Source organism: Brevundimonas sp. EU05-FHT14B11, assembly GCF_058790835.1.
In genome coordinates, this window is the sequence record NZ_JBYTCY010000001.1 from 986,687 (window position 1) to 1,006,787 (window position 20,101).

Consider the following 20,101-nt stretch of genomic DNA (forward strand, 5'->3'; position numbering starts at 1 on the left):
CAGTAAAACGCCCGCCGGATCGCTCCGGCGGGCGTTCTGTCTTTTCAGTCGTCCGGCTTACGCCTTGGCGGCGTAGCCCTTGCCGCCGTTCGACGGCTTCCGGCGACGCGGACGGCGCTTCATTTCACCGACCGGCTTCGGCTCGTGGGCCGGAGCGCTGGTGTGGCGCGGGTCGTTGTTGGTGGTGCGCGGCCGGTCGCGGGCCATCGGGTCGAAGGCGCGTTCCGGGGTCGGACGGGCCTCGCGGCCCGGGCCGGGCTTGCGGACGCGGTGCGGTTGCCCGCCGCCTTCCAGCTTCACGCCGTCGCGGCGCGGGTTGCGCGGGCCGCGCTGCTGCTGGCGGTCGCCGCGGCCGTCGTCGGGCATCGTCGCCTTGGACTTCACGCCCGACGCCATGATCGACTGGTCCAGCAGGGCCAGCGACTTGTCATTGCGGCGGTCGCTCGACGGGATCTTCTGGCGGGTCACCTTCTCGATGTCGCGCAGCAGCTTCATCTCGTCGCCGGCGACGAAGCTGATGGCCGAGCCGTCCTTGCCCGCGCGGGCCGTCCGGCCGATGCGGTGCACATAGGCTTCCGGCACGTGCGGCAGTTCGAAGTTCAGCACGTGCGAGACGCCGTCCACGTCGATGCCGCGGGCGGCGATGTCGGTGGCGACCAGAACGCGCAGCTTGCCGGCCTTGAAGGCGGCCAGGGTGCGCTCACGCTGCGGCTGGGACTTGTTGCCGTGGATGGCGCCGGACTCGACGCCGCCGGCTTCCAGATAGGCCGCGACCTTGTCGGCGCCGTGCTTGGTCTTGGTGAAGACCAGGCAGCGCGTGTACTCGGGATCGCTGAACATCTCGGTCAGCAGGGCGCGCTTGCGGCCTTGCTCGATGTGGATGACCGACTGGTTGATCCGCTCCACCGTCGTGGCTTGCGGGGTCACCTGGACCTTGACCGGGTCCTTCAGCAGCTCGCCGGCCAGCTTGCCGATCTCCGACGGCATGGTGGCCGAGAAGAACAGGTTCTGGCGCTTGGCCGGGATGCGGCTGACGATCTGGCGGATCGGCTTGATGAAGCCCAGGTCCAGCATCTGGTCGGCTTCGTCCAGGACGAAGATCTCGGTCGCCGACAGGTCCAGGTTCTTCTGCTGGATATGATCCAGCAGGCGGCCCGGGGCGGCGACCAGGATGTCGAGGCCCTGGTTCAGCGAGCGTTCCTGCCCGCCGTACTTCACGCCGCCGAAGATCACGGCGACGCGGAAGCCCAGGTGCTTCCCGTAGGCCTTGAAGCTCTCGCCGATCTGGGTGGCCAGTTCGCGCGTCGGCGACAGCACCAGGCAGCGCGTGGTGCGGGGCAGGGGGGCGACGCGGTTGGCCGCCAGGCGGTGCAGGATCGGCAGGGCGAAGGCGGCGGTCTTGCCGGTGCCCGTCTGGGCGATGCCCAGCAGATCCTTGCCGGCCATGACGTCCGGGATGGCCTTCTGCTGGATCGGGGTCGGCGTGGTGTAGCCTTCCGCGGTCAGCGCCTGCAGCAGGGCCGGATTCAGGCCCATGGATTCAAAGGTATTGTTGCTCACGGAGCGGTTTCTTTCGCATGCGGCGACGCGCATCAGCCATGGCTCGTAAGCCGTCAGGGCCGCGCACCGCCAGTCCCGATAAGGGCCTCAAGCGTGAGACCTTCGGGGTGGATCGGGCGCCGCCCCGCGTGTCCGGGCAGCGAATGAATCTTGAGGAGCCGGCGGCTGCTACAGTCAGATCTTCGGGGAGGAAGACCCACACGCGCTGGAGACGCCGGAGACCGCAAATGGTGCGGTGCAGCGGGCAAATGGCCTGCAAAGGTGTTCAAGTCAAGGCGTGAGGCTCAGGATCCGCCCAGCAGCCCCACCGCCATATTGACCGTCAGGGCCACCACCACGGTGTTGAAGACGAAGGCCGCCAGGCTGTGCACGGTCGAGGTGCGGCGGACGCCCCGGTCGGTGATCTGCACGTCGGCTGTCTGCGAGGCGACGCCGATGATCAGGGAGAAGTGCAGGAAGTCCCAGTAGTCGGGCTCCGGGTCGTCGCCCGGGAATAGCAGGCCGCCGCGGTCGCCCTTGTCGCCCGCCGAATAGAAGACGTGGGCGTAGTGGAAGGCGAAGATCACGTGCACGAACAGCCACGACAGCACGACCGTGACCAGGGCCAGGATAGCGGGCCCGCCGCCGCCCTGCGCCGCTTCCCCGACCACCACGACCACGCTGGCCACCGCCGCGATCAGGGCCAGCGGCAGGATGGCGGGGCCCGCTTCGTCCAGCGCCGAGGCGCGCTTGCGGATCGCATCGGCCGACCGGGTGCGGATCACCTTCACGGCGCTCTCGATCAGGAACAGGCCGACGCCGATGTCCCACGCCAGCGCGATCCGCGACAGCCAGCCTCCGGACACCGGCCACAGCACGCCCGACGCGGCGATCAGGATCAGTACGGCGAGAGGCCAGTGGAGGCGGAGCCAGGTCATGGGGACACTGCATCACCTCTCCATCGCCCGTTCAAGGCGATGGGGCGGTGAGACGCGTCCGTTCCTGACGTACCGGCGTGCGAAGATGGACGATCTCGCACGGCATCCCGTTTTCGTTGTTTCCGATCCGCACGACTTTGGCGCTCTTCGCACCCGTTTTTTTCCCAGTGCGGAATCCCTTCGCATCCGCGAAATGGCCCTCGACTTCCCCCGCGTCATCACGGAATGTTACAGCCTCGCCCCACGGGAGACGCCCATGTCGATGACGCCGCGCGCCGGACTTCAGGTCGCACAGGAACTGGCCGACTTCATCGAGGCCGAAGTGCTCGCGGGCCTCGACATCACCGCCGAGCGCTTCTGGACCGGCGCCGCCGACCTGTTCGCCCACGCCGCCGTCCGCAACCGCGCCCTGCTGGACGTGCGCGACGACCTGCAGGCCAGGATCGACCAGTGGTCCATCGACCGTGCGGGCCGGCCGCAGGACCCGGCGGCCGCCGCCGCCTTCCTGCGCGAGATCGGCTACCTGGTCCCCGAGCCCGAGCCCTTCGCCATCGCGACCACCCGGGTCGACGCCGAGGTGGCGACCCTGGCCGGGCCGCAGCTGGTCGTGCCGGCGCTCAACGCCCGCTTCGTCCTCAACGCCGCCAACGCCCGCTGGGGCAGCCTCTATGACGCCCTCTACGGCACGGACGCCCTGGGCGATCTGCCGCCCCCCGGGCCCTATGACGCCGCCCGCGGCGCCCGCGTGGTCGCCCGCGCCAAGGTCTTCCTCGACGAGGCCGTGCCGCTGGCGCAGGGATCGTGGGCCGACCTCGGCGATCCTTCGGGCGGCATCGCCCTGAAGGACCCCGGCCAGTATGTCGGCCAGACGGGGGCGGGCCGTGTCTTCAGGCACAATGGTCTGCACATCGAGGTGGTCTTCGACCCCGCCCATCCCATCGGCGCGACCGACCCGTCCGGGATTTCCGACGTGGTGCTTGAGGCCGCGCTCTCGACCATCGTCGATCTCGAGGACTCGATCGCCGCCGTCGACGCCGCCGACAAGGTCGCCGCCTACCGCAACTGGCTGGGCCTGATGCAGGGCGATCTGGTCGAGACCTTCCAGAAGGGCGGCCAGACCCTGACCCGCGCCCTGAACCTGGACAAGGTCGTCGCCGCGCCCGACGGCTCGACCGTGACCCTGCCGGGCCGGTCGCTGCTGTTCGTGCGCAACGTCGGCCACCTGATGACGACCCCCGCCGTCCGTCTGGCGGATGGGTCCGAGGTGTTCGAGGGCGTGCTGGACGCCCTGGTCACCGCCGCCGCCGCCATCCACGACCTCAAGGGACGGGGCCGCTTCCGCAACAGCCGTGAAGGCTCGATCTATATCGTGAAGCCCAAGATGCACGGGCCGGACGAGGTCGCCTTCACCAATGACCTGTTCGGGCGGGTCGAGGACATTCTCGGCCTCGACCGCTGGACCCTGAAGGTCGGCGTCATGGACGAGGAGCGCCGCACCTCGGCCAACCTCGCCGCCTGCCTGAAGCAGGTCGCGAACCGGCTGGTCTTCATCAACACCGGCTTCCTGGACCGCACCGGCGACGAGATCCACACCGCCATGCGGGCCGGTCCGGTGGTGCGCAAGGCGGAGATGAAGTCCTCCGCCTGGATCAGCGCCTATGAGGCCCGCAACGTGGCCATCGGCCTGGCGTGCGGCCTGTCGGGCAAGGCCCAGATCGGCAAGGGCATGTGGGCCGCGCCCGACCGCATGGCCGACATGCTGGAGCAGAAGGCGGCGCATCCGAAGACCGGCGCCAACACCGCCTGGGTCCCGTCGCCGACGGCGGCCACCCTGCATGCCCTCCACTATCACCAGACCGACGTCTTCGCCCTGCGCGAGGCCATCGCGGCGCAGCCGGTTCCCGGTCTCGAACCCCTGCTCACCGCCCCGCTGGCCGAGGGCCGCAACTGGTCGGGGGAAGAGGTCGCCGAGGAGCTGGAAAACAACGCCCAGGGCCTGCTCGGCTATGTCGTGCGCTGGATCGACCAGGGCGTCGGCTGTTCCAAGGTGCCCGACATCCACGACGTCGGCCTGATGGAGGACCGCGCCACCCTGCGCATCTCCTCCCAGCATATGGCCAACTGGCTGCTGCACGGCGTCTGCACCGCCGATCAGGTCGAGGCCGCCCTGCTGAAGATGGCCGCCAAGGTCGACGCCCAGAACGCAGGCGACCCGCTCTACGAGCCCATGGCCCCGAACCCCGACGCCAGCCTCGCCTTCCAGGCCGCGCGGGCCCTGGTGTTCGAGGGAACCGAACAGCCCAACGGCTATACCGAGCCGCTGCTGCACCGGTTCAGGGCGGAGAAGAAGGGTCTAGGGTCTAGGGTCTAGGGTCTAGGGTCTAGGGTCTAGGGTCTAGGTTAGTAAGTGAGCCAGCAATAGGGGCTTCCTAGTCCCTAACCCCTAACCCCTAACCCCTAGTCCCTCGCCCTACTGCTCGCTGCCCGAGCGCCACAGGTTGTTCGTCAGCGGCTCCAGCAGATAGGCCAGGGCCGTCCGCTTGCGCAGCAGGATGACCACCTGCACCGGCGCGCCCGGACGCAGGACCTCGGCGCCCCGGCCCAGCTTGGCCAGCTCGTTGGCGGGGACGACGATCTCGGCGCGGTAGAAGCTGGCGCCGGTCTCCTCGACCGTGAAGCTGTCGGCCGAGATGCTCTTCACCGTGCCGTGGATGATCGGCGGGTTGCGCTCGCGCAGGCCGGGGAACTTGACCTCGGTGGTCTGGCCGATGCGCAGGTTGTCGATGTCGGTGGGGGTGACCTTGGCCACGATCACCTGCGAGGCGTCGTTGGGCACGATCTCCATCAGGGTCTGCCCCGGCTGGATGACCCCGCCCTGAGTGAAGATGGTCAGGCCGACGACCTGGCCGGTGGCCGGGGCGCGAACCTCGTTGCGGGCGATCTGGGCCCGGAGCTCGATCATGCGCGGACGCAGCTCGTTCAGCTGCACGTCGATCTGGCGCAGCTGGTCGGCGACGTCCTCGCCCATCTTGGTGTTCACGCCGGCCATCTGCAGCCGGGTCTCGCCCACCGCCTCGCGCGAGCGGGCGATCTGGGCGCGCAGGGAGCCCAGCTCGCCGTCCAGCTGGGCGGCGGTGCGCTCCAGCGCCCGCACGCGGGTCTGCGGCGCATAGCCCTTCTCGGCCAGGCCGCGCATGCCGGTCAGCTCCTCCTGGATCAGGCGTTGCTGCTCCTGGTTGGACTCGATCTGGCGCTGATAGCCGTCGATCTGGTCGTTCAGCTGGGCGATCCGCTGGCTGAGCACGCCCGTCTCGGTCGAGCGACCGGTGCGGCGGGCCCCGAACTGCAGCTGCTGGATGCGCAGCGACTCCTGGGCCAGGGCCGCGTCCTCGGGCGCCAGGTCCGCGAACTCCGGCGGCGTGGGGATCGAGCCCATCCGGTCGCGCTCGGCCACCAGCCGGGAGCGCTGGGCGATCAGGGCGTAGACCTGGCTGGCCACGCCGCGCTCGGTGGCCTTCAGCTCGCCGCTGGACAGCTGCAGCAGGATCTGGCCGCGCTGGACGGTGTCGCCCTCGGCCACGAGCAGGGCGCTGACGACGCCGCCCTCGCGGTGTTGCACCGCCTGGCGGTTGCCCGAGACGGCGACCTGGCCGTCCGCATAGGCGCCGGCGTCCAGCGGCGCGATGGCGGCCCAGCCCAGGCCGATGATGAAGAAGACGAGGATGATGATCCCGCCGATCCACAGCTCAAGCCGCGGCGTGTCGGCGACGACCGTCGGACCGGACGGCGCTTCGGGCAGGGCGAGAGGCGGCGGCGCGGCGGCGGTCTCCGGCGCGGGGGCGGCCGGGTCCTGGGGCGCTGTGGCGTCGGTCATTGGCTGCGTCGCGGCGGTTGGGCGGAGCTGGAGATCCGGCCCTGGGCTTGCTGAGGTTGACCCGGCGCCTGTTGCGGCGCGGTCGGGGCGGGGCCGCGCGGCGTGGTGGCGCGCATCTTCTCGAGCACCTCCTCGCGCGGGCCTTCCAGCTGGACCATGCCGTCGCGCATCATCAGCAGCCGGTCGACCCGGGCCAGGACCCCGGCGCGGTGGGCGATGATGACCACGGCCGCGCCGCGCGCGGCGGCGCCGAGGATGGCCTGCATCAGCGCCGCCTCGCCTTCCTGGTCGAGGTTGGAGTTGGGCTCGTCCAGCACCAGCAGGACGGGCTCGTTGTACAGCGCCCGCGCCAGCGCCACGCGCTGCGCCTGACCGGCGGACAGGCCCTGGCCGAACGGGCCCAGCAGGGTGTCGTAGCCGTTGGGCAGGCGCAGGATCAGCTCATGCGCGCCGGCCTGCATGGCGGCCTTCACCGCCCCGCGGTCGGCGGTGTCCTGATCGACGCCGGTGGCGGTGGCGAAGCGCGAGATGTTGTCCTTGATGGTCCCGGCGAACAGGCTGGGGACCTGCGGCAGATAGCCGATCCAGCGGGCCAGTTCGTCGCCCTCGCGCGCCTCATACTCGGCGCCGTCCAGGCGGACCGCGCCGGCCTGGGGCTTCAGCGCGCCGGCGACGACCCGCGCCAGGGTGGTCTTGCCCGAGCCGCTGGCGCCCACGACGCCCAGGGTCTCGCCGGGCTTCAGCGCGAAGGCGACGCCGCGCAGTTGCGGGTTCTCGGTCTCCGGGAACTTCACCGACACGGCCTCGACCTGCAGCCGGCCCTTGGGGTCGGGCAGGGCGGTGCGCTCGCGCTCCACCGAGGCGGTGGCGCCGAACAGTTCGGTCAGGGTCTTCCAGCTGGCCACGGCCTGGACCAGGTTGGGCCACACCCCCACCAGCAGCTCCACCGGCGCGACGGCGCGGCTCAGCAGCACCGATGAGGCGATGATGGAGCCCTGCGAGATCTCGCCCTTCACCGCCAGATAGGCGGCCAGGCCCAGGGCGGCGGACTGCATCACCAGGCGCAGGAATTTGATCGCGCCGGAGTAGCGGCCCCCGGCCAGCTGGGCGTCGGCCTGGGCGGCCGTCGCGTGGCGGCGCTGCTCGACCTGACGGGCGATGGAGGACTGGCGCATGCCCAGGGCGCGGACCACCTCGGCCTGGCCGGCGATCCCTTCCTGGGCGGCGTAGGCGTGGTTCTGCGACTGGATGGCCCGGTTCAGGCGCGGGCGGGTGTCGCGCTCGTTCAGCCAGGCGAGGGTGAACAGGGTCAGGCCGCCGACCAGCGTCAGCACGCCGATGGCCGGGTGCAGCAGGAAGCAGCACAGCAGGTAGATCGGGGTCCAGGGCGCGTCGAACAGGGCCAGCATGCCCTGGCCGCCGATGGCGCCGCGCACGTTGTCGAACTCGCGCAGGGCCTGGGTGTTGGGCGCCTTGGCCTGCAGGTCCATGACCCGCTGCAGCACCTTGCCCGACAGCATGCGGTCCAGCCGCAGCCCGGCGCGCAGCATCAGCCGTCCGCGCAGCCAGTCCAGTCCGGCCAGGGCACCGAGGGCCAGCACGGCCACGCAGGTGATCAGGGTCAGGGTCAGGATGCCGCCTGTCGGCACCACCCGGTCGTACACCTGCATCATGTACAGGGTCGGCGTCAGATAGAGCAGGTTGACGAGCGCGGAGAACACCGCCGCCCAGACGAAGTGCGAGCGGCACGCGATGAGCGCCTCGGCGAGGGGCTCCGTTCCCGGTTTGCTGGGCAGCAGGTTTTTCAGCACGTGTCGGGTCGGGTCCTGCGGGAAGTACGACGCTACTCTAACCTGTGGAACGCCAATCCCATAGCGGCGCCGCGCATAGGTTGAGCGAACGCATTTCTGACCCATGTTTAACTTGCCGCCAAAGGGTTGGCGCGACAGGGTGCCGCCCTTCACGGAGGGCGTGGCATGCTGACGATCGAGAACCTGACCCATATCTACGGCAACGGGACTCGCGCACTGGATGACGTCAGCCTGACCATTCCCAAGGGGATGTTCGGGCTGCTGGGACCCAACGGCGCCGGCAAATCCACCCTGATGCGGTCGATCGCGACCCTGCAGACCCCGACCTCGGGCTCGATCCGTTTCGGCGACATCGACGTCATCAGCGAGCCGGAGAAGCTGCGCCGCGTGCTCGGCTACCTGCCCCAGGATTTCGGCGTCTATCCGCGGGTCTCGGCCTACGACATGCTCGATCACATGGCGGTGCTGAAGGGCATCGCCAACGGCAGGGAGCGCAAGGCCACGGTCGAGGCGCTGCTGAACCAGGTCAACCTGTGGCCCGTGCGCGGCAAGGCGCTGGCCGGCTTCTCGGGCGGCATGCGCCAGCGCTTCGGCATCGCCCAGGCCCTGATCGGCAACCCCGAACTGATCATCGTCGACGAGCCCACCGCCGGTCTGGACCCTGAGGAGCGCAACCGCTTCCTCAACCTGCTGGCCGAGGTGGGCGAGAACGTCGTCGTCATCCTGTCGACCCATATCGTCGGCGACGTGACCGACCTGTGCCCCCGCATGGCGGTGCTGGCCGGCGGCAAGATCCAGCTGGAAGGCGTCCCCGCCGACCTGCAGCACACGCTGGAGGGGCGGATCTGGAAGCGGATCATCGACAAGGCCGAGTTGCCCGATTTCAAGAAGCGCTACGAGGTCATCTCGACCCGTCTGCTGGCGGGCCGGACCGTGATCCACGTCCTCGCCGACAACCACCCGGGAGACGGCTTCGAAGGCGCGCCCGGCGGCCTTGAGGATGTCTATCTGGCGACCGTCGCCAAGACCCGCCGCGCGGCCTGATCCCCATGTTCGGCAAAATCGCGAGCTTCGAGTTCCGCTACCAGCTGCGCCAGCCGGCGTTCTGGGTCATCGCCATCGTCTTCGGCCTGCTGGCCTTCGGCGCGGTCGCCAGCGACAACGTCTCGCTGGGATCGGGCGGCAACGTTCACAAGAACGCGCCCTACGCGCTGTCCGTCGCCCACATCATCTTCAACGTCTTCTTCATGCTGGCCACGACGGCCATCGTGGCCAACGTCGTGGCGCGGGACACCCAGACCGGCTTCGGGCCGATGATCCAGAGCACCCGGATCACCAAGGGCGCCTATCTGTACGGCCGCTTCTTCGGCGCGTTCGCGGCGGTGTCGCTCTGCTATTTCAGCATCTCCATCGGCACCCTGCTGGGCACGATGATGCCCTGGGTCGATCCCGAGACGGTGGGCGCGTTCCGGCCACAGGACTATCTCTACGCCTATGGCGTCTTCGGCCTGACGGGCCTGTTCCTGACCTCGGCCCTGTTCTTCACTCTCGCGACCCTTACCCGGTCGATGATGGCCACCTATGTCGGCGTGGTCGCGGTCCTGATCGTCTATCTGGGCACCACCGGAGCCCTGGGCACGAAACCCGAGTTCGAAACCGCCCTGGCCTGGGCCGAGCCCTTCGGCAGCGGCGCCTATTCGCTGGTCACCAAATACTGGACGGCGGCGGAGCGGAACACGCTGAACCCGCCGCTGGAAGGCGTGCTGCTGTGGAACCGGGTCATCTGGGTCGCGGTCGGCGCGGTCCTGCTGGCCGGCGCCTATCTGCTCTACCGTCCCGCCGCCAAGGGCGCGAAGCCGAAGAAGCAGGAGCGCCTGCGCGCGCTGGCCGAGGCCGCCGCGCCCGTGTCCGCGCCCCTGGGCGACCTGCCGGCTCCGAGCCATGGCTTCGCCAGCGGCGTGGCGCGGCTGGTCTCGCGCACGGCTTTCGAGACGGCCCTGATCTTCAAGAGCCCCGCCTATGTCGTCCTGATCCTGCTGGGCTTCGCCTTCGCCGTGGCGACCCTGTTCTTCATGGGCGAGATCTACGGCGCGCCGCTGCTGCTGGTCACCCGCGTGGCGATCACCGGCCTGACCGGCGCCTTCGGCCTGATCTCCATCGTCATCGCGATCTACTATTCGGGCGAGCTGGTCTGGCGCGATCGGGACCGCAAGGTGCACGAGATCATCGACGCCACCTCGACCCCGGACTGGACCTTCCTGGTTCCCAAGACCCTGGCGCTGGCGCTGGTGCTCATCTCCACCGCCCTGATCGGCGTGGTGGCGGGCGTCGTCGTTCAGGCCATCAAGGGCTACACCGACTTCGAGCTGGGCAAATACCTGTTCTGGTATGTCATCCCGCAGGCCGTGAGCTTCGGCTTGCTGGCCGTGCTGGCGATCTTCGTCCAGGCGCTGTCGCCCAACAAGTTCGTCGGCTGGGCGATCATGGTCGTCTACATGATCTCGACGATCGTGCTGTCCAACCTCGGTTTCGACCACGTGCTCTACGCCTACGGCCGGGGCATCGGGGTGCCGCTGTCGGACATGAACGGCACGGGCGACTACGCCGGGTTCAACGCCTGGCTGGACGCCTACTGGACCGCCTTCGCGGTGGTGCTGCTGGTCATCGCCTACGGTCTGTGGCGTCGCGGTACGGAGACCCGGCTGTGGCCGCGTCTCAAGCGCTTCCCGCGCCGTTTGATGGGCCCGGCGGGCGCGATCGGCGGCGTGGCGCTGGCGGCCTTCGTCGGCCTGGGCGTCTTCATCTACACGAACACCAACGTCTGGAACGAGTACCGCACCGACAGCCAGACCGAGCGGCTTCAGGCCGACGCCGAGAAGACCCTGCTGCGCTACGAGACCCAGCCGCAGCCGTCGGTCTCGGACGTGCGTCTGGTCATGGACCTGCATCCCCATGCGCCCAAGCTGACCACGCGCGGGAGCTATGTGCTGGAGAACAAGACCGACCAGCCCCTGCGCGAGGTTCACCTGCGCTGGAGCGACGACCTGGAGATGAAGCAACTGCTCGTGCAGGGCGCGACGGTCGCCCGCGAGTGGCCGGAGTTCGACTACCGCATCTATCGCTTCGACACCCCGATGCAGCCGGGCGAGCGCCGCACCGTGCAGTTCGAGACCGTGCTGGAGCAGCGCGGCTTCAAGAACAGCGGCAACACCACCCGCCTGGTCGACAACGGCACCTTCGTCACCAACGGCGAGTTCACGCCGACGGTCGGCATGGATCGCCGCGGCCTGCTGACCGACCGCGCCAAGCGCCGCAAGCTGGGCCTGCCCGCCGAGCTGCGTCCGGCCAAGCTGGAAGACGAAAGCGCCCGCGCCCACAACTACATCGGCGCCGACTGGGTGACGGCGGACATCACCGTCACGACCGACGCCGACCAGACCGTGGTCGCGCCCGGCGACAAGCGCTCGGACGTCACGGCCAACGGTCGCCGCACGGCGCGCTTCGTCACCGAGTCTCCGGTGCTGAACTTCTTCTCGATCCAGTCGGCCCGCTACGCCCAGACCCGGCGCGAGCACAACGGGGTCGAGCTGGTGGTCTTCCACGACCCCGCCCACACCCGCAACGTGGGCCGGATGCTGGATGCGCTGGAGTCGTCGCTGGACTACTTCCAGGCCAATTTCAGCCCCTACCAGTTCCATCAGGCGCGGATCGTGGAGTTCCCGGACTACGCGTCCTACGCCCAGTCCTTCCCCAACACCTTCGCCTGGTCTGAAGGGCTCGGCTTCATCGCCGACCTCAGCGACCCGACCAAGATCGACTACGTCACCTATGTCGCCGCGCACGAGTTCGGCCACCAGTGGTGGGCGCACCAGGTCGTCGGCTCCAACCAGCAGGGCATGACCACCCTGTCGGAAACCCTGGCGCAGTACTCGGCGCTGATGGTGATGGAGAAGAAGTACGGCCGGGATCAGATCCGCCGCTTCCTGAAGTTCGAGCTGGACCGCTACCTGCGCTCGCGCGGCACCGAGCGGCTGGAAGAGATGCCGTTGTTCCGCAACGAGAACCAGCAGTACATCCACTACCAGAAGGGCGGGCTGGTCATGTACCTGCTGCGCGATCAGGTCGGCGAGGACGCGGTCAATCGCGCCCTGCGCCGGGTGCTGGCGCAATACGCCTTCAAGGGCGCGCCCTATCCCCGCTCCCTGGACCTCGTGGCCGCCCTACGGGCCGAGGCGCCGGCGGACAAGCAGGCCCTGATCACCGACCTGTTCGAAAAGATCACCCTGTATGACGTCAAGACCACCGGCTCGACGGCGACCCGCCGCGCCGACGGCCGCTGGGACGTCACGATCACCGTCGACGCCCGCAAGCTGTACGCGGACGGGCAGGGCAAGGAGACCGACGCGCCGCTGAACGAAAGCTTCGACGTGGGCCTGTTCAGCGCCGAGCCGGGCAAGGGCCGCTTCAACGAGGGCGACGTCATCCTGCTGGAGCGCCGCCCCATCCGGACCGGGGTGCAGACCCTGCGCTTCATCACGACGAAGAAGCCGTCGTTCGTGGGCGTTGACCCCTACAACAAGTGGATCGACCGCAACTCGGACGACAACGTCAGGCCGGTGGACTAGGGCGAAACGGTTGAGTTGGACGTGGTCCGGCTCAACTCGGGTTTCGCTCCTGGGCGGGTGATCCCGGGGCCGGACTGTTCGCCAGGTCGGAGAGACAGCCTCGCCATTCGGCGAGCAGTTCCGGTCGACCGCTGACATCGATCCGGAAGCGTTCCAGCGCGGCGCCCGGGCTGGATTGGTAGGCGACTTCGGCGATCCCGAGATCCGCCAGGCCGCTGAAGAAGGCCGAGGTCTGCGGGCCCATCCGGTAGACGAACATCTCGACCCCCGTGCCGTCGGACTCCTCGCGCCGGATGAACTCGTGCGAGGTCTCCGCGCCGTCTCCGACCAGGACGCCGTGAGCCAGGGGCTGCAGTCGCCTGTCCGGTCCGGAGATGCCGAGACGCAGCACGGCGGCCTGTTCTCCGCTCATGTGATTCAGCACCATCGCGGATCCCGCGAAGGCCTGGGTCGGGGGTTGCTCCGGCCCCGCCCGGCGCAGGACGAGGATGTTCAACTCGCACCCGAAGAGCAGTCCCTCCCTGCGATGGGGGGTGACCCGAGCGGCGCGGATCGCGTCTTCGGGCGCGGCCGCGACGGAACCCGGGACGCTCGCGGCGAGCATCCCGATCAGGCTGGTCAGGGCGATGGCGCGCCGCATCACCGCGTCCCGAACAGCCGGTCGCCGGCGTCGCCCAGGCCCGGCACGATGTAGCCGTGGTCGTTCAGCTTCTCGTCCACGGCGGCGACCCAGACGGGCACATCCGGGTGCCAGCCGCGTAGCCGCTCCAGCCCCTCGGGCGAGGCGACCAGGCAGACGAAGCGCAGATTGGTGACGCCGCGCTCCTTCAGCCGTTCGATGGCCGCGACCGCCGTATTGGCCGTGGCCAGCATGGGGTCGATGACGATGCACAGGCGGTCGCCGACGTCCTCCGGGGCGCGGAAATAGTACTCCACCGCGTCCAGGGTCTCGGGCTCGCGGTACAGGCCGACATGGCCGACGCGGGCGGAGGGGACCAGGTCCAGCATTCCCTCGACCAGCCCCAGGCCGGCGCGCAGGATGGGCACGAAGACCAGCTTCTTGCCCTCGATGCGGGAGCCGGTGGTGGGCCCGACCGGGGTCTCGACCGGATAGTCCTCCAGCGGCAGGTCGCGCGTGACCTCGTAGCAGAGCAGGGTCGAGATCTCCCGCAGCAGGGCCCGGAACCGCGCTGTCGAGGTGTCCTTCGAACGCATGATCGACAGTTTGTGGGCGACCAGCGGGTGACCGACGATGGTGACCCCGTCCATCTTGAAGGCGGCTTTCGGCATCAGAAGACGGTCCCGTCGGAGAGGATGGTCAGGGGCGGTCCGCCGCCCGGTCGGCGTTCGGCGGCGGCGCGGCGTCCGGCGGCCCAGGTCCCGCCCTCCAGTACGCTGGCCAGCCGCATGGCCTCGGCGCTGACGCCCAGTTCGGCGCGCACCAAAGGCGCGATCTTGTCCAGCAGGGCTACGGTCATGGCGCGCCAGCCGACCACCAGCGGGTCGGACACCGGCCAGGCCTTGTCCGCGTCCGCCGGGTCCTTGAGCGTCAGCACGCCCAGGTCGGTGAACAGGCCGCCGTTGCGGTACTCCGCCAGCCCGGTCAGGCCGTCCAGATCGACCACCTTGAGGCCCGCGGTCTGCAGCGGTTCGACCAGCGAATAGCTGAGCCACTGGGACAGCTTGTGGATCGGCACGAGACCATCGGTGGCGTCGTCGCGCTTCATCGCGGGGTGCCGCCAGCAGTCGCCCAGATCGACGCCGCCCAGCGTCAGCCGGTCCTGCCAGACCGGGCCAAAGGCTTCGAGCAGCAGTTCGAGGATGGCCGGGGCGGGCAGGGCGCCGTCGGTCGCCTGGGCGATCAGGACATCGGCCAGGCCGCCGGGGCGGGGCGTGTCGGCCGTGGCGAACAGGTCGGGCCGCTTCAGGCACTGGTCGCCCAGCCGCCGCAGCAGGGCTGCCCGGCCCTCCAGCCCGGCCAGGGGATTGGCGTCCGAGACCTGGAAGCCCTCCGCCAGCGCCTCGGTGGTCAGGGCGGCCAGGGCCTGGGCGTCGACCCGCCAGGGGTCGCGCTCGGTGATCGAGAAGACCCCCGCCTCGAACATCCGCAGGGAGGCGATGGCGAGGCCCTCGGAGCGGGTCAGGGTCACGCCGGTGCGGGCGTCGCGATAGGCCCAACCGGGTCCCGAGCCGGCGTCCAGCAGCACCGAGACGATGGCCAGGTCGAACTCGGTCCGCGCCCGATTTGCGGCGTCCGGCCAGGCGCGAGAGTCCGCGACCGGCCCCCAGAAGTCCTGGCCCTGGATGGCGAAATGCCGCCAGCGGGCGTGGAAGGGCACGGCCAGGGTCGGATACTGGTCGCGGATGATCGCGGCGACGTACTTCGCCGTCTCGGGCAGCCGGTCCAGATCGACACGCCAGTGCTCAAGGCCGTCGGCGACACCGATCGCCAGCATCTCATGGGCCCGCTCGCGGACGGCGGCGGGGGTCAGCAGGCTGCGCGCCTGCCCGGCGTCAGAACTGCTCAAGATCGCGGCCCACCACGCGGGTCAGCTCGTCGGCGGACTTGGCGCCTTCGGGGGTGAAGTAGCCGGCCGCCTTCTTGGCCTCCATCTCGACGGAGGCGTCGGGCGGGATCAGGTAGTCTGGGATCGGCACGCGCTCCCCGATCTCGATGCCCGAGCCGGTGAGGGCGTCGTGCTTCATGTTCGACATGGAGACGAAGCGGTCGATCTTCGTGATCCCAAGCCAGTGCAGGATGTCCGGCATCAGCTGCTGGAAGCGGGCGTCCTGGACGCCGGCGACGCATTCGGTGCGCTCGAAATAGGTGGCCGCCTGGTCGCCGCCCGGCTGGCGCTTGCGGGCGTTGTAGACGAGGAATTTCGTGACCTCGCCCAGCGCCCGGCCTTCCTTGCGATTGTAGACGATCAGGCCCGCGCCGCCGTTCTGGGCCTCGTGCACGCATTCCTCGATGCCGTGGGTCAGATAGGGGCGGCAGGTGCAGATGTCGGAGCCGAAGACGTCCGAACCGTTGCACTCGTCATGGACGCGGCAGGTCAGGCGCCGCGCCGGGTCGGCGATCGCGGCCGGATCGCCGAAGATGTACAGGGTGATGCCGCCGATGGGGGGCAGGAAGACCTTGATGTCGGGACGGGTGACCAGGTCGGCGTACATGCCGCCGGTCTGTTCGAACAGGGTGCGGCGCAGGGCGGTTTCGGTGACGCCGAAGCGTTCGGCGATGCCCGGCAGATACCAGACCGGGTCAATGGCGGCCTTGGTGACGGCCACGTCGCCGGTGTCGTGCACCACGGTCCCGTCGACCTTGATCCGGCCGGCGGCGATGGCTTCGTTGATCTCGCTCAGCTGGAGCCGGGCGCGGGTCACGGCGATGGTCGGGCGGATGTCGACGCCATCCTGGATCTCGGCGGCGAAGTCCTCGGCGACGCGGGCGCCCCAGGGGTCCAGTGAGACGATCTTGCCGCCGTCGGTCCACTGCGGGAACGGCCCCATGGGGGTGGTCGGCGAGGTGTTGGTCAGGTCGGGCCGGTTGTTGGCGCTCATGGCGCCCGACGACACGGCCAGGGCGCGATAGACCGAATAGGCGCCGCCGTGGGCGCCGATGGCGTTGCGGTCGCTACCCGAATTGACGGTGCCGATGACGGGGCCGCGTTCCCGCGCGGTCGGCGCGCCCCAGTTCAGGGGGAAGCGGCTGACGGTTCCCGCACCAGGGTGGGAGTTGAGCCGGATGTGGCTCGGTCGGTTGGACATGTTTCCTCGCTCGATCCGGCTTGTTGTTTTTCTTGCGCCGGACTCATCAGGACACACCCGATCAGACGTGCTGTCCAGTGGGTTGAACGAGTCCCGGCGACCGGCGTTTTCAGCAGGCATCAAGGGAGTTCATCATGGCGGCCCGCCCCACCTGGCAGGGACATCTGAAGCTGTCGCTCGTGACCTGCCCGGTCGCACTGTACACGGCGACGTCGAGCGCCGGGCATGTCAGCTTCCACCTGATCAACCCGGACACCAACAACCGCATCCGCATGGCGCCGGTCGATTCCGGCACGGGCGAGCCGGTGGAACGCGCCGACCTGGTGAAGGGCTTTGAGGTGTCCAAGGACGAGTACGTCCTGATGGACGACGCCGACTTCGAGAAGGTGAAGCTGGAAAGCACCCGCACCATCGACATCGGCCAGTTCGTCGACGAGGACGACATCGACCGGCTGTACTGGGACGATCCCTTCTATGTCGTGCCCGAGAAGGGCGTGGGCGCCGAAGCCTTCGCCGTCATTCGCGACGCCATGAAGGCGGCGGGCAAGATCGCCATCGGCACGCTGGTTCTGCGCAATCGCGAGCGGCAGATCGCGCTGGAAGTGCGGGGCAAGGGGCTGGTGGCCTGGTCCCTGCGGCCCCATGACGAGGTGCGCGACGCGGGCGACTTCTTCGACGACATCCCGGCGGTGAAGGCCGACAAGGACATGGTCGAGATCGCCACCCGCATCATCGACCAGAAGCAGGCGGACTTCGATCCCTCTGAATTCAAGGACCGTTACGACGACGCCCTGAAGGCCCTGATCAAGGCCAAGCAGAAGGGCGGCAAGAAGGCCCTCGTCGCGGCGCCCGAGCCCGACGACACCAACGTCATCGACCTGATGGCGGCGTTGAGGAACAGTTTGAAGGGGTCGGCGACGGGCGGGGCAAAGAAGGTGGCGGCGAAGGCCAGGGCGCCCGCGAAAAAGAGCGCGGCGAAGAAGCCTGCGGCCAAGACCAAGGCGGCGTAGGGCGATCAGCGAGCGGCAGTTGGGGGCGTTTCAACGCCCGTTCCCGCGCGATGCGCTTGACCGCGCGGGCCCGTCAGGCCCTGATCGGGTCATGACGGACATCCCAGCTCCCTCGGCGGTCGTGGTCGGCGCATCGGGCGGTCTGGGGGCCGCACTGGTGACAGCGCTCAACGGCACAGAGCGCTTCGGCCGCGTCCACGCACTGTCGCGGGCGACCGGACTGGATCTGGAAGACGAGGCGTCGATCGCGGCGGCGGCCACAGGGATAGACGGCGGGGGTCACCCGGGTCTGGTGCTGGTTGCGTCAGGCGTCCTGCATGGCGGGTTTGAGCCCGAGCGAAGCTACCGCGCGATTGACCCTGTCCACATGGCTCGGGACTACCGGATCAACACGATCGGACCCGCCTTGGTCGCCAAACATTTCCTGCCGCTGCTGCCCCGCGAGGGGCGCTCGGTGTTCGCGGTCCTTTCCGCGCGGGTCGGATCGATCGGCGATAACCGGCTCGGCGGTTGGCACAGCTATCGGGCGTCGAAGGCGGCGCTGAACATGATGCTGCGTAATCTGGCGATCGAGATGGCCCGCACCCATCCGCAGGCGGTGGTGGCGGGCCTGCATCCGGGCACGGTCGACACCGCCCTGAGCGCGCCGTTCCAGCGTGGGGTGAAGCCGGGCAAGCTGTTCAGTCCCGCTCAGTCCGCCGGCTATCTGCTGGATGTCATCGACGGACTGCGGCCGGCCGACAGCGGCGGCGTGTTCGCCTGGGACGGCGTCCGGATACCTGAATAGACGAGGCGACAAGGCCGGGAGGCTGATCGAGCCGCCCGCTTGACTCCCTCATACAGTATGCCGCATACACTGTGTGTCACACACTATGTGACGCAACAGGAGGGACGGCATGGACGCCGATCCGGACCTTTTTGAAAGCATGCGGCTGGAGTTGCGCCGCGGGTCGCTGGTGCTGGCGGTGCTCGCCTGCCTCAGGACCGAGCGGTACGGCTACACCCTGCGCCAGGCGCTGGCCGCCGACGGGCTCGAGATGGAGGAATCGACCCTCTATCCGCTGCTGCGCCGGCTGGAGAGCCAGGGCCTGCTGGAGAGCGAATGGCGCGAGGAGGAGAAGCGCAAGAAGCGCTTCTACCGCCTGTCGCCGGGGGGCGTCTCGATGCTCGCCGCGCTCACCGACGAATGGCGGGGCATCAACGCCTCGCTCGACAAGATTCTTTGAAATTCCAGGGACGAGGGGAAAGTCTGATGGACCTGATTGATCGCTATCTGAACGCTGTCGCCGCCCAGCTGCCGCAAGACCAGCGGGCCGATATCGTCGCCGAGTTGCGCGACATGATCCTGAGCCGCTTCGAGGAGAAGGAGGAGGCCCTGGGCCGTCCCCTGACCGAGGCCGAACAGGAAGAAATCCTGCGCGATGTCGGCCATCCGCTGTCGGTGGCGGCGCGCTACGGCTCGGGGCCGCAACACGTGGTGGGGCCGGAGCTCTATCCCTGGTGGATGTTCGGCGTGCGCGCCGGCCTGATCGCCATCGTGGCGATCACCGCGATCGGGGCGCTGGTGCGCATCCTGATCGGCGACGAGGAAGTCGGCCGGGCCATCGGCCAGGCGTTCCACAGCATCTTCAACGGCGCGATCATGCTGATCGGTTTCGCCACCCTCGGCGGCTTCATCATCGAGCGGCAGAAGGAGAAGCCCAGCTTCCTGCGCGAATGGCGGGTCAAGGACCTGGGCCTGTTCGAGTTCGGCGGCGGGCTGAACGCCGAGGCCGTCTCGCGCGGCCTGAGCGAGGGCGACTGGACGCTGAAGACGCCGCGCAAGAGTCGTCGTGCCTCCCCGATGGCGCGGGCCGTGGGCAGCGCGGTGGGCTGGAGCGTGGTCCTGCTGTGGTGGATCGGCTGGCTGCCGCTGACGCACACGACGCCCGAGACCCTGGGCGCGGTGGTGGGCGGCGTCGACTACGGCCGGATGCTGAGCCAGATCCATACGCTGCTGTACTGGCCGGTGATCGCCTTCGGGCTGGCGCGCGTCGTCTTCGACGTGATGCGGGTGGCGCGGCCCGACGGGGTGCGGTTCACGGCCCTGGGCGACATCGGCTTCGGCCTGGCGGAAGGCGCGCTGTTTGGCTGGCTGTGGCTGTACTCGCCCCTGTCGAAGGTGGTGTTCGTCCCGACCGTCGAGGCCTTCATGTCGCGGGTCACCAACACCATTCAGGAAGGCTGGTGGCCGCTGTCGACCGTCCTGATGCTGTGCATCGCCTTCGGCTTCGCCAGCGCGGTGGTGAAGGTGGCCCGCTCGGCCTTCCGCCTGGTCACCGGCTATGACGAGCGGCTGCCGAAGGTCTGAGCGGCGCCCGGATAAACTGGGGTGGAAAGTGATTAGTGGTTAGTGACTAGTGGTTCGATGTCGCGGGCGGGGGCTCACAATGACCCAGCACCGGCGTCGCAGCCGCCATCCACTAATCACTAGCCACTCACCACTGGCTGGGCTCCTTGGCGGCCGACTGTGCACCCGCCGCCCACACCCATGTCC

Annotated in this window: 15 protein-coding genes; 7 read left to right on the plus strand and 8 right to left on the minus strand. The window is 69.0% G+C overall.

Annotated elements, in window-relative coordinates; translation table 11 throughout:
* Positions 1 to 57: 57 nt before the first annotated feature.
* Both AC3WRV_RS04890 and AC3WRV_RS04895 read right to left on the minus strand, forming a co-directional pair.
* Positions 58 to 1,560, minus strand: a complete 1,503-nt coding sequence (locus tag AC3WRV_RS04890) for a DEAD/DEAH box helicase (protein WP_492312365.1) — start codon at positions 1,558 to 1,560, stop codon at positions 58 to 60.
* Positions 1,561 to 1,844: 284 nt separating this feature from the next.
* The gene (locus AC3WRV_RS04895; RefSeq protein WP_492312366.1) at positions 1,845 to 2,477 is read right to left on the minus strand and encodes a DUF1345 domain-containing protein; all 633 of its coding nucleotides are present in this window, start codon (positions 2,475 to 2,477) and stop codon (positions 1,845 to 1,847) included.
* 256 nt (positions 2,478 to 2,733) lie between these two features.
* Here AC3WRV_RS04895 and AC3WRV_RS04900 point away from each other — a divergent pair, with 256 nt between their 5' ends.
* Positions 2,734 to 4,848: a malate synthase G gene (locus AC3WRV_RS04900; protein WP_492312367.1), complete on the plus strand. Its 2,115-nt coding sequence runs from the start codon at positions 2,734 to 2,736 to the stop codon at positions 4,846 to 4,848.
* 99 nt (positions 4,849 to 4,947) lie between these two features.
* Here AC3WRV_RS04900 and AC3WRV_RS04905 read toward each other — a convergent pair whose 3' ends face one another.
* Both AC3WRV_RS04905 and AC3WRV_RS04910 read right to left on the minus strand, forming a co-directional pair.
* Positions 4,948 to 6,351 carry an HlyD family type I secretion periplasmic adaptor subunit gene (locus AC3WRV_RS04905; RefSeq protein ID WP_291836445.1) on the minus strand — a complete coding sequence of 468 codons (1,404 nt, stop codon included), beginning with the start codon at positions 6,349 to 6,351 and terminating at the stop codon, positions 4,948 to 4,950.
* Entirely contained in the window at positions 6,348 to 8,162 is a 1,815-nt protein-coding gene (locus tag AC3WRV_RS04910) for a type I secretion system permease/ATPase (RefSeq protein WP_492312368.1), read from the minus strand. Before AC3WRV_RS04910 ends, AC3WRV_RS04905 begins: the two co-directional genes overlap by 4 nt.
* A 165-nt stretch (positions 8,163 to 8,327) precedes the next feature.
* Between AC3WRV_RS04910 and AC3WRV_RS04915 the strand changes: the two genes are divergently transcribed.
* Positions 8,328 to 9,206 (plus strand): ABC transporter ATP-binding protein, encoded by an 879-nt coding sequence (locus AC3WRV_RS04915; RefSeq protein ID WP_291836451.1) that lies wholly within the window; start codon positions 8,328 to 8,330, stop codon positions 9,204 to 9,206.
* A gap of 5 nt (positions 9,207 to 9,211) precedes the next feature.
* Entirely contained in the window at positions 9,212 to 12,787 is a 3,576-nt protein-coding gene (locus AC3WRV_RS04920) for an ABC transporter permease/M1 family aminopeptidase (RefSeq protein ID WP_492312369.1), read from the plus strand.
* A gap of 31 nt (positions 12,788 to 12,818) precedes the next feature.
* Here AC3WRV_RS04920 and AC3WRV_RS04925 read toward each other — a convergent pair whose 3' ends face one another.
* Genes AC3WRV_RS04925 through AC3WRV_RS04940 form a run of 4 tightly spaced genes read right to left on the minus strand, consistent with a single transcriptional unit; the run spans position 12,819 to position 16,555 of the window.
* Complete coding sequence (locus AC3WRV_RS04925) at positions 12,819 to 13,427, minus strand: hypothetical protein (RefSeq protein WP_492312370.1); 609 nt, start codon at positions 13,425 to 13,427, stop codon at positions 12,819 to 12,821.
* A complete protein-coding gene (gene upp / locus AC3WRV_RS04930) occupies positions 13,427 to 14,056 on the minus strand; it encodes a uracil phosphoribosyltransferase (protein WP_492312721.1) in 630 nt (209 codons plus the stop codon). Before upp ends, AC3WRV_RS04925 begins: the two co-directional genes overlap by 1 nt.
* 20 nt (positions 14,057 to 14,076) lie before the next feature.
* Positions 14,077 to 15,315: a URC4/urg3 family protein gene (locus tag AC3WRV_RS04935; RefSeq protein WP_492312371.1), complete on the minus strand. Its 1,239-nt coding sequence runs from the start codon at positions 15,313 to 15,315 to the stop codon at positions 14,077 to 14,079.
* Positions 15,302 to 16,555, minus strand: coding sequence for a GTP cyclohydrolase II (locus AC3WRV_RS04940; RefSeq protein ID WP_492312372.1), 1,254 nt, complete (start codon positions 16,553 to 16,555; stop codon positions 15,302 to 15,304). The genes AC3WRV_RS04935 and AC3WRV_RS04940 overlap by 14 nt, the downstream gene beginning before the upstream one ends.
* A 134-nt stretch (positions 16,556 to 16,689) precedes the next feature.
* On the opposite strand from AC3WRV_RS04940, the gene ku reads away from it, so the two are divergent.
* From ku to AC3WRV_RS04960, 4 genes are all read left to right on the plus strand, one after another.
* Positions 16,690 to 17,565: a non-homologous end joining protein Ku gene (gene ku, locus AC3WRV_RS04945; RefSeq protein WP_492312373.1), complete on the plus strand. Its 876-nt coding sequence runs from the start codon at positions 16,690 to 16,692 to the stop codon at positions 17,563 to 17,565.
* A 91-nt stretch (positions 17,566 to 17,656) separates the two neighbouring features.
* Positions 17,657 to 18,352 carry an SDR family NAD(P)-dependent oxidoreductase gene (locus AC3WRV_RS04950; protein ID WP_492312374.1) on the plus strand — a complete coding sequence of 232 codons (696 nt, stop codon included), beginning with the start codon at positions 17,657 to 17,659 and terminating at the stop codon, positions 18,350 to 18,352.
* 109 nt (positions 18,353 to 18,461) lie between these two features.
* Entirely contained in the window at positions 18,462 to 18,791 is a 330-nt protein-coding gene (locus AC3WRV_RS04955; protein ID WP_291832190.1) for a PadR family transcriptional regulator, read from the plus strand.
* A gap of 26 nt (positions 18,792 to 18,817) precedes the next feature.
* Positions 18,818 to 19,915, plus strand: coding sequence for an HAAS signaling domain-containing protein (locus AC3WRV_RS04960; RefSeq protein ID WP_492312375.1), 1,098 nt, complete (start codon positions 18,818 to 18,820; stop codon positions 19,913 to 19,915).
* The last annotated feature ends 186 nt before the right edge of the window (positions 19,916 to 20,101 follow it).

Excerpts from the sequence above, each read along its gene's own strand:
- ku (WP_492312373.1), top strand. The coding sequence starts at position 16,690 with ATGGCGGCCCGCCCCACCTGGCAGGGACATCTGAAGCTGTCGCTCGTG.
- AC3WRV_RS04940 (WP_492312372.1), bottom strand. The coding sequence starts at position 16,555 with ATGTCCAACCGACCGAGCCACATCCGGCTCAACTCCCACCCTGGTGCG.
- AC3WRV_RS04950 (WP_492312374.1), top strand. The coding sequence starts at position 17,657 with ATGACGGACATCCCAGCTCCCTCGGCGGTCGTGGTCGGCGCATCGGGC.
- AC3WRV_RS04900 (WP_492312367.1), top strand. The coding sequence starts at position 2,734 with ATGTCGATGACGCCGCGCGCCGGACTTCAGGTCGCACAGGAACTGGCC.
- AC3WRV_RS04960 (WP_492312375.1), top strand. The coding sequence starts at position 18,818 with ATGGACCTGATTGATCGCTATCTGAACGCTGTCGCCGCCCAGCTGCCG.
- AC3WRV_RS04895 (WP_492312366.1), bottom strand. The coding sequence starts at position 2,477 with ATGACCTGGCTCCGCCTCCACTGGCCTCTCGCCGTACTGATCCTGATC.
- AC3WRV_RS04915 (WP_291836451.1), top strand. The coding sequence starts at position 8,328 with ATGCTGACGATCGAGAACCTGACCCATATCTACGGCAACGGGACTCGC.
- AC3WRV_RS04905 (WP_291836445.1), bottom strand. The coding sequence starts at position 6,351 with ATGACCGACGCCACAGCGCCCCAGGACCCGGCCGCCCCCGCGCCGGAG.
- AC3WRV_RS04920 (WP_492312369.1), top strand. The coding sequence starts at position 9,212 with ATGTTCGGCAAAATCGCGAGCTTCGAGTTCCGCTACCAGCTGCGCCAG.
- upp (WP_492312721.1), bottom strand. The coding sequence starts at position 14,056 with ATGGACGGGGTCACCATCGTCGGTCACCCGCTGGTCGCCCACAAACTG.
- AC3WRV_RS04925 (WP_492312370.1), bottom strand. The coding sequence starts at position 13,427 with ATGCGGCGCGCCATCGCCCTGACCAGCCTGATCGGGATGCTCGCCGCG.
- AC3WRV_RS04955 (WP_291832190.1), top strand. The coding sequence starts at position 18,462 with ATGGACGCCGATCCGGACCTTTTTGAAAGCATGCGGCTGGAGTTGCGC.